Below are 14,021 nucleotides of genomic sequence, written 5' to 3' on the forward strand. Positions count from 1 at the left end.
GCTTTTTCTTATTTATGTGATAACGCTATGTTGATGGTTGCTCAACAGTTTCTGCGCTATTGCTGTCTGCCGTTGGTGCTTTACCCGTTTTACGTCGGTACTTATCTTCCCAGTAATCTGCGCCTTTAATGCCCAGTGCAACAGGGTTAAATGTAAAATCGGTCACACCACGTTTTTGTTGCTCTTCGTAGTCGTTCAGTGCTTTGAGTGCAGGCTTCGACATAAAGAAGATGATCAAAATACCGATGATGTTTAGCCACGCCATCAGTCCTACGCCTACATCACCCATCGCCCATGCTAAGTTGGCGGTTTTCACGGTTCCGTAGAACACGGATGAAATAATGATGACTTTCAGAATAAACATCAGTCCATTTACTTTGAACGTACGACGAATGTAAGCAATGTTCGTTTCTGCAATGTAGTAGTAAGCCAGAATGGTCGTAAACGCGAAGAAGAATAGAGCGATTGCGATGAATGGTTTACCCACGCCAGGTAGTGCGCTTTCGATCGCCATCTGTGTAAACACAGGACCATTTGCACCAATATCCGCTGGTAGGTTTTGAACCAGGAATGTACCTTCAATCGCACCATTTACGTTGTACGCGCCAGTGATAAGAATCATGAACGCGGTTGCTGAACACACAAGTAGTGTATCGATGTAAATAGAGAAAGATTGAACAAGACCTTGCTGAGCTGGGTGATCAACACTCGCTGCTGCTGCTGCGTGAGGACCAGTACCTTGACCTGCTTCGTTGGAGTAGACACCACGTTTTACACCCCAGCCGATTGCTGCACCAACGCCTGCCATTGGTGTGAATGCGTCACCAATGATCATGCCGAAAATGCGTGGAACCTCACCAATGTTTAGAAGGATGATGACAAACGCAGTAATGATGTAAGCTAACGCCATAAATGGCACAACGACTTGGGTAAAGTTCGCGATACGCTTTACGCCACCAAAAATGATGAAAGCCAAAATGACACAAACAACCGTACCAGTGAAAATTTTAGCAAAACTGAAGGTACCAATAGCGGTTTCAATCATGTCACCTGAGCCAAATGCGGCTTCTACTGCGTTACCGATACTGTTCGATTGAACGCCAGGAAGTAGGACACCACAAGCAAAGATGGTCGCGATAGCAAAGATCCAAGCGTACCATTTTTGTCCCATTGCTTTCTCAATATAGTAAGCAGGGCCACCACGGAACTCGCCTTCGTCTTCTTCTTTATAAATTTGTGCAAGTGTTGATTCTGCGTATGCGGTTGCAGCGCCAAAGAAGGCTACGACCCACATCCAGAATACGGCGCCTGGGCCACCGAAACCGATAGCAGCAGCAACACCAGCAATGTTACCTGTACCTACACGGCCAGACAGTGAAACGGCAAGTGCCTGAAATGATGATATCCCTTTTGTTGAACTCTTCCCTGAAAGTAATAAGCGCCACATCTCAAAGAAGTGACGAATTTGTACAAAACGCGTCATGATTGAATAGAACAAACCTGCGCCAAGGCACAAATAGATCAGTACCGGGCTCCAAATAATTCCATTCAGAAAATCAACTAATGACTGCATGAGTATTTTCCCTGTTAGTTGTGTTTGTGGTTGTTTTTCACACAATACATTACCCTTTATGTAATGCAATTGTTAACTTTTTTAGCTACAAATCCTTTGTAGCGTGATGATGAACACAGAATGGAGAGTAGTTGTTAAAATTTGGTTCTTGTTGCTTATTTGCTCCTTTTAGGTAGAAGATTTGCCTGATGATTAATTATGCAGCACATTGTCATTTAAATGTGCTGCGATTTTGATGAGTTAAAAATGCCAGTGGTTATGCATTTTGTGGAGTAAGTGTCTGCCTGTTTTTTGTTCAGTCATGTCCTCAGGCGTAACGACAAAGGTTAAGCTCCGCATTATCCATCACTTTTGTTTTTTCACCTTTCATTACGCTTGCTAGCAATTGACCTGAACCACAAGCCATCGTCCAACCCAGAGTTCCGTGTCCGGTGTTAGTAAAAAGGTTATCGTATTTAGTCGCGCCGATAATTGGTGTGCCATCAGGCGTCATTGGCCTAAAGCCGCTCCAAAACTCAGCTTGGCTGAAGTCACCACAACGAGGAAAAAGATCACGGATGACCATTTCGATGGTGTTTTTGCGCTTTTGTGGAAGGGAAGCATCAAACCCTGCTAATTCTGCGGTGCCAGCTACGCGAATTCTGTCATCAAATCGAGTTATAGCGACTTTATAGGTTTCATCCATCACAGTAGATCGAGGAGAGAAGTGTTCATCTTCCATCGGGATGGTGAGTGAATAGCCTTTGACAGGGTAGACCGGAATATCAATATCGAGTTGCTTGAGTAGCGCTGTAGAGTAGCTGCCAGAGGCCACCACATATTGGTCTGCTTTAAATTGTCCTCGGTTCGTTTGGACACCTATGATCTTTTTGCCTACTGTAACCCAATTGCTTACTTCAGTATCGAACTCAAATCGGACACCGTGTGCCTTAGCAAGCTCTGTTAGTTGTTGGCAAAATTGATGGCAATCGCCCGTTTCGTCATCAGGTAGATGCAAGCCACCAACCAGTTTGTCTTTCACAAGTGCAAGCCCTGGCTCTTGTTCAATACATTGTTCGACGTCCATTAGCTTAAATCGGGTTCCGCTTTGTTCAAGGAGCTGCATGTCCTTTTCAATAGCTTGCAGCTGTTGATGTGTTCGGAATACTTGCAAGGTCCCAAACTGACGCCCTTGATACTCAATGGCGTGTTCTTGGCGTAACTGTTCTAAGCAAATACGGCTGTGGTTGGCGATCGAAAGCATGCGAGCCTTGTTAACTTGATAGCGAGGTAGGGTGCAGTTCGCGACCATTTTACTTGCCCAGCGGATCATGTCGGCATTCAGAGTGGGTTTGATTTTAAGTGGAGCATGCTCCTCCATTAACCACTTAATGGCTTTAACAGGAACACCAGGCGCAGCCCAAGGCGAAGAATAGCCATATGAGATCTGCCCGGCATTGGCGAAGCTCGTTTCCATGGCACTGCTTGCTTGGCGGTCAATGACGGTAACTTGATAGCCTGCTTGAGATAAATACCAAGCAGAGGTTAAGCCGATAACGCCGCTGCCTAATACGATGACTTCCATTGATGCACTCCACACATTTATCAGAGTGCTCAGTTTCTTTTCTTTACCTTTTGTTAACAATCGATATAAATTACACACAGCGTTTAGAAAAACTATAGGCTCAAGGATGAAAAGTAATCTGATAAGTGGTTTGTGTTTATTTAGCCAAGTCGCGGAGTACAACAGCTTTACTGGTGCTGCAAGACATTTACACCTCACCACTGGTGCCATAAGCCAACAAATTATTCATTTGGAAGCGTTATTAGGTTTTACTTTATTTGAACGCCATTCTCGCGGTATTCGTTTAACCGTAAAAGGCACTCAGTTACACCAAGCGACGCAGTTTCACTTTTCGGAACTGAGCAAATTGCTTGATGAGCTCAAAGTAGAAAAGCAAACCAATGAAATTCGTTTGAAGTTGACGCCTTCTTTTGCTTTCAAATGGTTAGTCCCAAAGCTCGAAAGCTTCCATCATGATAATCCGGATATCCAAGTACAAATCTTTGCGGAAGGTGCGCTGGTAAATAGTGAGATAAAAGACTATGACGTCGCAATTGACTATGGTCTTCATCCTTATAGAAATGCTAACGCGGAGCTGATTTTGGATGAGCATCTGCTACCGGTGATGAGTCCAAAATACCTTGAGGATCATGGCTGGCTAAAAACGTTGTTTGGTGAGCAAAAAAACTCAATGCCAGTGAAGCAATGGCAAGAGGCGACGCTACTACACGATGCGATGCCATGGGAAAAAGCGACGCGTGACTATGAGTGGCTATATTGGGCGTCAGCGATGGGGTTGGATTTTAAAACCGATATCGGACACTTTTTTAATCGAACGGATATGGCAATGTCTGCAGCCGAAGCAGGCGTTGGGATTGCGATGGCACGAATGGCACTGATTGAGGATGAATTGACGACAGAGCGTTTGGTTTCTCCATTCAAACCGATTCCTGCTAATGCAGGGTATTACTTGATCATGAACACACGTACGAATGCGACAGAAACGTTTCGTCACTGGTTACTTGGACAGTTGAAATAGCGTTTTATCTCTGTGATTCATCCCTACGTTATTTGTTGAAAAATTGGGCAATATAAGTTTTAAGCAAGGTAAGTGCTTTTCTTGCCGCTATTTGAGTGATGAAAGACAGGGAAGAACATGAAAGACGAAACGCTATCCATCCATTTTGGTTACGAAACTGACCCTACCACTAAATCTGTCGCGACGCCGATTTATCAAACAGTCGCGTACGAGTTTGACAACGCGCAGCATGGTGCTGATCTGTTTAACTTGGAAGTGCCGGGGAATATCTACACTCGCATCATGAATCCGACTAACGATGTTCTGGAAAAACGCATGGCAGCGTTAGAAGGCGGCATTGCTGGATTGGTCGTGAGTGCGGGGAGTGCAGCGATTAACTATGCGATTCTGACGTTAGCGCAAGCGGGCGATAACATCGTTTCTACGCCGCAACTTTATGGCGGTACTTATACCTTGTTTGCGCACATGCTCCCAAATCAAGGTATTCAGGTGAAGTTTGCTAAAGATGACAAGCCAGAAAGTTTGGCCGAATTAATTGATGAAAATACCAAAGCGGTGTACTGCGAGAGCATTGGGAACCCTGCGGGCAATATCATCGATTTAGAACGTGTGGCGGAGCTTGCTCACGCACAAGGCGTGCCTGTGATTGTGGATAACACCGTCGCGACGCCAGTGCTGTGCAAACCCATCGAGTTCGGTGCGGATATCGTAGTTCACTCTCTCACTAAATACGTTGGTGGGCATGGCACCACATTGGGTGGCGTGATTGTGGATTCAGGTAAATTCCCTTGGGCGCAGCACAAAGACCGCTTTCCTGTTTTCAACCAACCAGAACCTTCTTACCACGGCGTGGTGTATACCGAAGCGTTTGGTGAGGCGGCATTTATCGGGCGTGCGCGTACCGTACCACTGCGTAATACCGGAGCCGCATTATCACCGATGAATGCATTTATGCTTATGCAAGGGCTAGAAACGTTACCGCTGCGTATGGAGCGCCATACCGAGAACACACTCAAAGTGGCTGAATTCTTGGAACAGAATGACAAAGTCAGTTGGGTAAGTTATGCCGGATTGCCAAGTTCTGAACACTTCCATCTCGCCGAAAAATACATGAAAGGTAAGCCTTCTGCGATTTTGTCGTTTGGTTTAAAAGATGGTTATGACGCTGGTGTGCGTTTTTATGATGCTTTGAAAATCTTTAAGCGTTTGGTGAACATTGGCGATGCAAAATCATTGGCTTGTCATCCTGCATCGACGACTCATCGTCAATTGAGCGAAGCAGAACAAAAACAAGCTGGTGTGTCTCCAGAGATGATTCGTTTATCGGTGGGTATTGAACATATTGACGATATTCTAGCCGATTTAGAACAGGCACTAAACGCGTAAACGATTCTGTTTTTAGCTTTGGGTTACCCATAGGCCAGCCTTTAAAAAAGCTGGCCTATTTTTATTTTATTGTTTAAATATCAAGGGTTTTGGTGTTTTTGGTTTGTGGCATTCCAAAAGCTCATAGAGGGTGAGATTTATTCTCTTGTCACGTTTGGGTTTGTTCCTGATGATGTGTGCAAGTATTACACATTGGAAGGGACTCAAATGTCTTACGTATTTCACCGTCATTGCCATGCCACGCTACCAATCATCGATAGAGGTGAAGGTGTTTATCTATTCGATAAGCATGGAAAGCAGTATCTCGATGCTTGTGGTGGTGCTGCGGTATCAAACCTTGGCCACAGTCATCACGCCGTTAAAAAAGCCATGTTGGAACAGATCGAGCGAGTGCCATTTGCTCATACTGGATTTTTTACTAGTGACAACAGTGAGCGCCTAGCAGAATTGATTTGTCAGCATATGCCTGAACAGTTCAACCATGTGTATTTAGTCAGTGGAGGATCAGAAGCGGTGGAGTCGGCACTAAAAATGGCGCGGCAGTATTTCGTGGAATCAGGTAAGCCAGAGAAAAAGCAATTCATCGCGCGTCAGCAAAGTTATCACGGTAATACCTTGGGGGCTCTGGCTGTCGGAGGTAATGAATGGCGACGTGAACCGTTCAAACCCATCTTACACCCGAGCCATCATATCGCCCCTTGCTATGCTTATCGTTATCAGCAGAGTCATGAGTCGGAATTGGATTACTCATTGCGAGCGGCGAATGAGCTAGAGGCAAAAATTCTTGAGTTGGGGGCTGATAATGTCATGGCTTTTGTCGCTGAGCCCATTGTGGGAGCCACCGCTGGAGCTGTGCCTGCCACACAAGGTTACTTCAAGCGTATTCGCGAAATATGCGACCAATACGATGTGTTATTGATCTTGGATGAAGTCATGTGTGGCGTTGGACGCAGTGGCAGTTTTTTTGCGTTTGAGCAAGAAGAGGCAGAACCCGATCTGGTGTGTATGGCTAAAGGGCTTGGTGCGGGTTATCAACCTATTGGCGCGGTGGTTGCGAATGATCGAGTCTATCAAGCTATTGCTGATGGAAGCGGTTTTTTCCAACATGGTCATACTTTTATGGCGCACCCTGTGGCGTGCGCTGCTGCCGTGGCGACCATTCAAACCATCTTCCAAGATAATTTGTTAACGGCGGTGAATCGGCAAAGTGCTTTGCTGCGTAATGAGCTTACTTCTGCATTGGCCCATTTACCGTACATTGGCGACATTCGTGGTAAAGGTTTGTTTTTTGGCATTGAGCTGGTGGCGGATCAAGAAAGCAAGGCGCCTCTGAGTAAAGCCACATTGGCAGACAAACGCATCAAACAGCGAGCAATGGAAAATGGCTTAATGTGCTATCCAATGGGCGGAACGATTGATGGCGTTAATGGGCACCATATCTTGCTTGCGCCGCCATTCATTATTCAGCCTCACCATATTGATGAGCTAGTTGGCAAACTCTCATTAACGCTAAAAGAGGTAGCGAAGGAATGGAATTAGAAAATCGATCTATACGAGAGCCTATCGCTATTATCGTGGCCCCAAACGGTGCAAGAAAAACTAAGCACGATCACGCCAGCTTACCCATGACAACAGACGAACTGGTTGCAGAGGCTATCGCTTGTCAAACGGCAGGGGCTGCCATGATCCATTTGCATGCTAGAGACGCCAACGGACGTCATTCATTAGACATCGACGACAACATGGCAATTTACCATGCCGTGAAAGAAGCGGTGGGACAAAACATGATGGTACAGCTCACCACAGAGGCGGTGGGCTTGTATTCTCCGCCACAACAGATGGCGTTAGTTAAAGCTGTGAAACCAGAAGCGGCTTCTTTTGCATTGAGGGAGTTAATCCCTGATCGCGCAAGTGAGAAAGAAGGGCATGCCTTTTTCCATTGGGTGGCAGAACACAACATCGTGAGCCAAATTATTCTCTACGATGCAACCGACATTGAACGTTATTTCCAACTGCGTGATGCGGGCGTGTTACCTAAAACGCATCAGCATGCATTAGTGGTGTTAGGGCGTTATCACCAAGCTCAACAGTCTTCGCCATGGGATTTACGAGGTTTGAATTTGGCGCGTTTTGTCGAGGAAGAAATTCGATGTGCCATTTGTGCTTTTGGCGCGCGAGAGCAAGACTGTTTAGCGAGTGCGATGTTACTTGGATTCGATGTGAGAGTGGGGTTTGAGAATAACCACGTCGATGTGGCAGGCGAATTAGCAATCAGTAACGCGGCTCAGGTGGAAGCTCTACGCGATGTGGCGCATCGCTTTGCTATTCCTTTACACAGTGCGCAAAGTTTGCGTTCAGCTTTGAAGTAAATCTGCTCGCGGAAAAGAAAAAAAAGAAGAAAGGAAAGTAAAAAGGCTCCATCGGAGCCTTTTCGGTATTTGTCGTTAGTTCTCAGTTTGCGCTACAGGTTGACGAGCGGGGTGTTTGATAAACACCGCGACAACAGCCGCTATCGCTAATGCAAAACAGTAGTAAGAATTGGCAACTACTTCAAGTGGCGAGAGGTTGAACACGGAACCTAGCAGCAATACTTGAGCACCGTAAGGCAACACGCCCTGCACCACGCATGAGAAAATGTCTAATAAGCTTGCTGAGCGGCGAGGAGAGACATTATTCTCTTCCGCCAGTTGGCGAGCAACGCTGCCCGATACAATGATGGCTACGGTGTTGTTTGCCGTACAGCCATTGACCATTGAAACCAAACCTGCAATACCTAGCTCGCTTGCACGACTGTTCGCATGCTTAGAGTGGCTAGAGCCAAACGCGTGGATAAGGCTACTAACGAAATTTGTTAGAAAAGCAAGACCACCTTGGCGACGCATCAGTTCACTCAAACCACCAATCAGCATGGATAACAAGAAGATCTCTTGCATGTTACCAAAGCCTTTATAAACGTCTTGGGCTAGATTAGTCAGTCCGTAATTGTCAATTGATGCCAAGCTCACGCCGCCAGCCAAAAGGATACCAATCGACAGAACCACAAACACATTCACACCAGATACCGCTAGGATCAAAATAGTGATGTACGGCAAGACTTTTAGCCACTCAATATCGCCAGTTGCAGGCACTTGAGTCGCGGTGCTGTTGAAAGCGAACACTGCAATCGCGATCAACGCGGCAGGCAAAGCAATACGAATGTTCTCTTTAAACTTGTCTTTCATCTCACAACCTTGAGAGCGTGTCGCCGCGATCGTGGTGTCAGAGATGATAGAAAGGTTGTCACCAAACATAGCGCCGCTCAGCACAACGCCTGCGGTTAACGGTAAGCTCATCCCGGCTGATTCAGCAATGCCTAAGGCTACGGGTGCAACGGCTGCGATGGTACCCATCGAAGTGCCCATTGCTGTTGCGATAAAAGCAGAAATCAGAAAAATGCCCGGTAAAATCATACTGGTTGGAATTGCGGATAAACCAAGGTTCACCGTTGCATCAACACCGCCAGAGGCTTTTGCTACCGCAGCAAAGGCACCAGCAAGCAGATAGATCATACACATTGCGATGATGTCTGGGTGGCCAACACCACGCATGAAGTGTTCGATTGAGCGGTTAAGTTTCTCTTTACTTAAAAGAAACGCAATGATGATGGCTGGTAATACCGCGATGGGTGCAGGCAGCTGGTAGAAGGCAAATTCCACGCCTTGCAAAGATAAGTAAGTGCCTACGCCAATAAATAGCGCAAGGAATACAATTAATGGGATCAGTGCGACCGCAGACGGTGCAACTGTTTTAGTTGTTTGTTGGGAACCGGACATGTAAACGACAATGTTAATAATAAGAGAGAAGAGCAGACTAATATCACATTTACGCATTGTCAACGTCTAGACGTCTAAATGGCTGTTTAAATTTTACACGTAAAGAAAAAGATAAAAGCTCGTGTTGCGTATCTCACTGATACCACGAGCTTTAGTTATGCGCTAATGAAGAGACTGTCGTTATTGCATTGATTTGGCTTTTTTGCGTTTAACAATACCTAAAACCATCCACGTAAATAAGACAGCAGCAAATGCCCATACCAGATATTTGTATTCGGTGTACAGGTTGCTCAACACGCTTAAATGTTCAAATGCAAAGTGAGTTAACAAGCTGAATACCAATACCCAAACCGTCGCCGCGAGGGCGTTACCGAGCAAAAACTCTCTACGTGGCATTTTCGCGATACCGCATGCAAGAGGCATAAATTGCTTCATTCCTTCAATAAAGCGGCTGACCACCAAGCACGTAGGGCCGTATTTCTGGATAGTCAATTGAAGCGTTTGCATCTTCGGGCCGGAAATGTAGCCTTTTTTATCTAACCACCCCTCAAAGTAATAACCGATTAAGTAGCCACAGGTATTACCAAAAAAGCAGCTCAGCCACGATACCATCATTACCATACTTAGGTTCATGACTTGTTCTGACGAGAGCAAAGATGCCGCGATCATCAGTGATTGACCAGGCATCGGGATACCTATCCCTTCTAGAAATATACTGACAATCAGCGCAACGTAGCCGTATTGCTCAAGCAAAGGCTTCATTGACATGAGAAGTTCGTTAATATGTTCCAAAAGCTTTCCCCTAATAAAAGCGGAACGAAGTTGGAGTGATACTCCGAATGTCCTATTGGGTCAATTCTTGTTTCTCACCGTTGAGAAAAACTGACATGCCTCTGATAATTGCGCAGAATCAACCTGCAGCTGGCTTTACTCGCCGCCACGCTCTTTGGTAGCGGCGAACTAGGGAGATCCTTATGACTCTTTGGCTTTGGTGAATGCGCCATACAAATCAAGGCGGCGATGACGTAAGTTGGTGACAGAGCCTTCGGTATTAAGCTGTTTCAACTTAGTCAAATCAACATCAGCGAAGATTATCATTTCGGTGTTGGCGCTTGCTTCTGTCAAGGTCGCATCGTGTGGGAAATAGATATCCGACGGTGAGAATACGGCAGATTGTGCGTACTGGATATCGACATTATCAACACGAGGTAAGTTGCCGACACTGCCCCCAATTGCAACGTAGCATTCGTTTTCGATGGCTCGTGATTGGGAACAGATTCGTACTCGTTGGTAGCCATTTTTTGTGTCTGTCCAGAAAGGAACGAACACAATTTGTGCGCCTTGCTCGGCGAGCATTCTTCCCAACTCTGGGAACTCGCTGTCATAACAAATCAGTATGCCGACTTTGCCTGCATCGGTTTCGAACACCTGAACATTGTCACCACCGTCGATCACCCAGTCTTTTTGCTCATGGGGCGTGATGTGAATCTTATATTGAGCGTTTATTTCACCATCTCGTTGCAGTAAGTAGGCCACATTATACAACTTGCCATCTTCGATGACGGGCATACTGCCAGCAATAATGTTGATGTTGTAGGTGACTGCCATCTGCGAGAAGCGGTTTTTGATCTCTTCTGTAAAGCTAGCCAAAAAGCGAATTGCTTCGACGGAATTTTGGTCGTTTTGCAAGCCCATCAGCGGCGCGTTAAAGAATTCAGGGAATAGGGCGAAATCGGCTTTGTAGTTCGCAAGAGAAGAAATGAAGAACTCAGCCTGATCGAGCAAGTCCTCTAAGTCATTCATGGCGCGCATTTGCCACTGCACAACACCAATACGAATCAGCGTTTTTTCTACATCATGGACGGATTGAATATCCTCTTCGTAGAAGAAGTTATCCCACTCCAGTAGAGTTGCGTAGCCTTTAGAAGCACTATCCTCTGGCAAGTAACCACGCATAATACGCTTTACATCGAAGTCATTTGCAAGCTGAAAAGACAAAATAGGATCGTGAAGCTCACGGCGTTTTATCTTGTCGATGTATTCAGCCACGCTCAATTCGTCAGCATATTTGTGGTAATTCGGGATGCGGCCACCGGCCAAAATTGCTTTGAAGTTCTTACTCCGGCAAAGTTCTTTACGCGCATCATACAGACGGCGACCTAAACGCAGTCCACGGTAGTCCGGGTGAACAAATACATCGAGACCATACATGGCGTCACCGGTCACTTGGTTTTGGATGACGTTGTTCTCGGTGATGATGTCGGTGTATAGGTGAGGAAGTGAAAATCGGTTGTAGTCCACTTTGATTGTTAGCGCTGCGCCGACAATTTTTCCGTTATCCTCAATACAGATTTGTCCATCAGGAAACTGATGAATGAGATCCATGATGGTCAGGCGTGGCCATGAGCCACCAACATCAGGAAAAACAAGGTCCATTAATTCCGCGAGCTCTGGGTAATCGGTCGGCTCAATGGTGCGTAAAGAGAGTCTTGGCGTGTTGCTGTCCATATCCTACTATCCATTTATCCTTTTTAAATAGTATGGATGAGAATGCCATAAATTTGAGCAGACAGATACCGAAGTCTTTGAGTTGTTTTGGTTTACCTAAACGAGCTTAAAGAAACAACATTAACTTAGCTTGCTCTTCAGCCATTCGTGAAACACCGCTACTTTTTTAGCCGAAAGGCGATAATTTGGGATCATCACGTAATAACCATAACCGCTCTGTAAAGTTAGGTTGAGAATATGTTGGATATCCCCTCTTAAAATAGAATTCTGCGCCATAAAATCAGGAAGTAAGGCGAGTCCTTTTCCCATTTTGACGGCTTCGTAAGCTAGGTAAAAATGTTCAAAGCCTACAGAGTGATAGGTAACGGTTGATTCTACTGCATGTGCCGCCTTAAATTGCTCCCACAACTGAGGACGAGTGATTTGAGGTATCAGCGGATAGTCGCTAACAGCGTGCACATTCTTGAGTGCAGGAGCGTTAGTACCGACCAATAGTAGTATTTCTTCGCATAGTAAGTGGCTGTATTCATAATGCGTGGATAATGGAAGGCAGCGAATATGTAAGTCACTTTCGTTGCTCGAATCTTTGACGTTCCCATCCCCAGTACAGACTCTTACTCGGATGTTAGGATGTTGCTGGTGGAAGTCATCAATATTAGGTATCAACCAAAGACTGGCAAAAGAAGGGGTTACGTCCACGGTGAGTAATTCTTGCTTTGAATCTGACTGGATTAAGTTGGCAGTTGCATGCTGAATAAGCTCCAAAGCTTCTGTGACTTGCGGCAGATAACGCTTGCCTTCTTCGGTTAACTCAATACCACTCGCCCTTCTTTGTATTAAAGGTAAACCCACCAATTGCTCCAGCGATGCGATTTGTTTGCTTACTGCGCTTTGCGTAATACATAGGGCATCCGCTGCTTTAGAGAAACTGAGGTAATTAGAGACCGCGACAAACGTCCTTAATGCTCGAATAGAAGGGTATTCACTGCCTTTTAACATACTTCAGTTCCATTAAACTCTGCTTAGGCAAAGAGTAGAGTATTCACGGCTTGAAGCAAAGTAAGATGCAACGTATGTGTGATTAGCTTCCTTTCTTATAAAAACTAGCTAAGCGTTTTTTGACTGATTAATCTACAAGAGTATTTTAGATGTTTATTTAATTTCTTTGAAAAATCTACAAATTGACAAGAATCTTTTTCACATCATCGATTAACCTCAATTTAGTATTGTTTATATAAAGTAAACAGACAGATCTTTTTTTCTGTTTTTGTTCGGCGTTCTTTAGAGGATTGTCAGTATTATATAAAATTAAATATATTTTTCATTAATTTAAAGTTGGCATTGCATTTGCTCTTTACTATTCGAACCTTCAATGGAACTTATATTAGGAGAACGAAATGAAAAGCAATGTTGTTACTTTGATTAGCCTTTTTTCTTTAGCAACGTTTAGTACTTTATCACATGCTGCGGACTCCAACGATCATGGTGTATATGTTGGCGCCAACTACGGTTACTTAAAAGTTGATGGACAAGATGACTTTGATGATGACAGCGATGTTATTCAAGGTTTAGTTGGTTACCGTTTTAATCCTTACTTAGCGTTGGAAGGTGGTTACATTGATTTCGGTAGCTATGGTAATAACCTAGCAAATGCCGAAACGGACGGCTATACAGCGGCTCTAAAAGTTACCGCTCCCATTGCTGATCGTGTCGACCTTTACGCAAAAGGCGGTCAAATGTGGTACTCGACGGATTACAACGTTGCGGGCTTCCAAGGCAACAAAGATGATGAAGGTGTATTCGCTGGTGCCGGTGTGGGTTTTAAAGTTACTGATAACTTCTTAGTTAACGCAGAATATATGTGGTACGACGTAGAACTCAATGCGGAGAATGTCGCGAACGGTGCAAACACGGAAACAGACTTTAACCAAGCATCACTAGGTGTAGAGTATCGCTTCTAATATAGTTAGCCGTGCTGGACTCAATAAAAGTGCGAAGCAAAATAGCTTCGCACTTTTATTATTTATCATTCAAATAATTTAAGACCGATGAAGCGTATATATAAAACGATGGCTAATTTATTTTATTGTTACTCCAGGGTATTTAATACGTTACTAGCATGACTGCCTAGCCTTTTTACTAACCTTGAAAAACAAAGCT

11 protein-coding genes are annotated in these 14,021 nt (G+C 44.9%); 5 read left to right on the top strand and 6 right to left on the bottom strand.

The window, feature by feature from the left end; all coding sequences use genetic code 11:
• Nucleotides 1-25: 25 nt before the first annotated feature.
• Together R7070_RS17785 and R7070_RS17790 are read right to left on the bottom strand one after the other, a co-directional pair.
• On the bottom strand, nucleotides 26-1,573 hold the full coding sequence (locus tag R7070_RS17785) for an alanine/glycine:cation symporter family protein (RefSeq protein WP_005381681.1): 1,548 nt from the start codon (nucleotides 1,571-1,573) through the stop codon (nucleotides 26-28).
• Between the two features lie 307 nt (nucleotides 1,574-1,880).
• A complete protein-coding gene (locus R7070_RS17790; protein WP_256900449.1) occupies nucleotides 1,881-3,137 on the bottom strand; it encodes a D-amino acid dehydrogenase in 1,257 nt (418 codons plus the stop codon).
• A 106-nt stretch (nucleotides 3,138-3,243) separates the two neighbouring features.
• On the opposite strand from R7070_RS17790, the gene R7070_RS17795 reads away from it, so the two are divergent.
• The 4 genes from R7070_RS17795 (at nucleotide 3,244) to R7070_RS17810 (ending at nucleotide 7,910) form a co-directional block, all read left to right on the top strand.
• Nucleotides 3,244-4,155, top strand: a complete 912-nt coding sequence (locus tag R7070_RS17795; protein ID WP_053302974.1) for a LysR substrate-binding domain-containing protein — start codon at nucleotides 3,244-3,246, stop codon at nucleotides 4,153-4,155.
• Between the two features lie 117 nt (nucleotides 4,156-4,272).
• A complete protein-coding gene (locus R7070_RS17800; protein WP_005381677.1) occupies nucleotides 4,273-5,541 on the top strand; it encodes an O-acetylhomoserine aminocarboxypropyltransferase/cysteine synthase family protein in 1,269 nt (422 codons plus the stop codon).
• 207 nt (nucleotides 5,542-5,748) lie between these two features.
• On the top strand, nucleotides 5,749-7,080 hold the full coding sequence (locus R7070_RS17805; protein WP_137281745.1) for an aspartate aminotransferase family protein: 1,332 nt from the start codon (nucleotides 5,749-5,751) through the stop codon (nucleotides 7,078-7,080).
• Entirely contained in the window at nucleotides 7,071-7,910 is an 840-nt protein-coding gene (locus tag R7070_RS17810) for a 3-keto-5-aminohexanoate cleavage protein (protein WP_318141267.1), read from the top strand. The genes R7070_RS17805 and R7070_RS17810 overlap by 10 nt, the downstream gene beginning before the upstream one ends.
• Before the next feature lie 75 nt (nucleotides 7,911-7,985).
• Here the strand turns inward: R7070_RS17810 and R7070_RS17815 are convergent, their stop codons facing one another.
• The 4 genes from R7070_RS17815 to R7070_RS17830 form a co-directional block, all read right to left on the bottom strand.
• A complete protein-coding gene (locus tag R7070_RS17815; RefSeq protein WP_005381672.1) occupies nucleotides 7,986-9,353 on the bottom strand; it encodes a Na+/H+ antiporter NhaC family protein in 1,368 nt (455 codons plus the stop codon).
• Nucleotides 9,354-9,533: 180 nt separating this feature from the next.
• Complete coding sequence (locus R7070_RS17820) at nucleotides 9,534-10,121, bottom strand: DedA family protein (protein ID WP_005383738.1); 588 nt, start codon at nucleotides 10,119-10,121, stop codon at nucleotides 9,534-9,536.
• Nucleotides 10,122-10,325: 204 nt separating this feature from the next.
• On the bottom strand, nucleotides 10,326-11,861 hold the full coding sequence (locus tag R7070_RS17825; protein ID WP_005381670.1) for a bifunctional GNAT family N-acetyltransferase/carbon-nitrogen hydrolase family protein: 1,536 nt from the start codon (nucleotides 11,859-11,861) through the stop codon (nucleotides 10,326-10,328).
• 120 nt (nucleotides 11,862-11,981) lie between these two features.
• A complete protein-coding gene (locus tag R7070_RS17830) occupies nucleotides 11,982-12,860 on the bottom strand; it encodes a LysR family transcriptional regulator (RefSeq protein WP_193837486.1) in 879 nt (292 codons plus the stop codon).
• 398 nt (nucleotides 12,861-13,258) lie between these two features.
• Here R7070_RS17830 and R7070_RS17835 point away from each other — a divergent pair, with 398 nt between their 5' ends.
• Complete coding sequence (locus tag R7070_RS17835) at nucleotides 13,259-13,822, top strand: porin family protein (RefSeq protein WP_005381668.1); 564 nt, start codon at nucleotides 13,259-13,261, stop codon at nucleotides 13,820-13,822.
• The last annotated feature ends 199 nt before the right edge of the window (nucleotides 13,823-14,021 follow it).

The sequence above is a fragment of the Vibrio sp. 1557 genome, from assembly GCF_033340175.1.
Classification (GTDB): domain Bacteria; phylum Pseudomonadota; class Gammaproteobacteria; order Enterobacterales; family Vibrionaceae; genus Vibrio; species Vibrio alginolyticus.

What these genes read in the sequence shown, in the direction of transcription:
- R7070_RS17785 (WP_005381681.1), bottom strand. Translation starts at nt 1,573, where the DNA reads ATGCAGTCATTAGTTGATTTTCTGAATGGAATTATTTGGAGCCCGGTA.
- R7070_RS17790 (WP_256900449.1), bottom strand. Translation starts at nt 3,137, where the DNA reads ATGGAAGTCATCGTATTAGGCAGCGGCGTTATCGGCTTAACCTCTGCT.
- R7070_RS17795 (WP_053302974.1), top strand. Translation starts at nt 3,244, where the DNA reads ATGAAAAGTAATCTGATAAGTGGTTTGTGTTTATTTAGCCAAGTCGCG.
- R7070_RS17800 (WP_005381677.1), top strand. Translation starts at nt 4,273, where the DNA reads ATGAAAGACGAAACGCTATCCATCCATTTTGGTTACGAAACTGACCCT.
- R7070_RS17805 (WP_137281745.1), top strand. Translation starts at nt 5,749, where the DNA reads ATGTCTTACGTATTTCACCGTCATTGCCATGCCACGCTACCAATCATC.
- R7070_RS17810 (WP_318141267.1), top strand. Translation starts at nt 7,071, where the DNA reads ATGGAATTAGAAAATCGATCTATACGAGAGCCTATCGCTATTATCGTG.
- R7070_RS17815 (WP_005381672.1), bottom strand. Translation starts at nt 9,353, where the DNA reads ATGTCCGGTTCCCAACAAACAACTAAAACAGTTGCACCGTCTGCGGTC.
- R7070_RS17820 (WP_005383738.1), bottom strand. Translation starts at nt 10,121, where the DNA reads ATGTCAATGAAGCCTTTGCTTGAGCAATACGGCTACGTTGCGCTGATT.
- R7070_RS17825 (WP_005381670.1), bottom strand. Translation starts at nt 11,861, where the DNA reads ATGGACAGCAACACGCCAAGACTCTCTTTACGCACCATTGAGCCGACC.
- R7070_RS17830 (WP_193837486.1), bottom strand. Translation starts at nt 12,860, where the DNA reads ATGTTAAAAGGCAGTGAATACCCTTCTATTCGAGCATTAAGGACGTTT.
- R7070_RS17835 (WP_005381668.1), top strand. Translation starts at nt 13,259, where the DNA reads ATGAAAAGCAATGTTGTTACTTTGATTAGCCTTTTTTCTTTAGCAACG.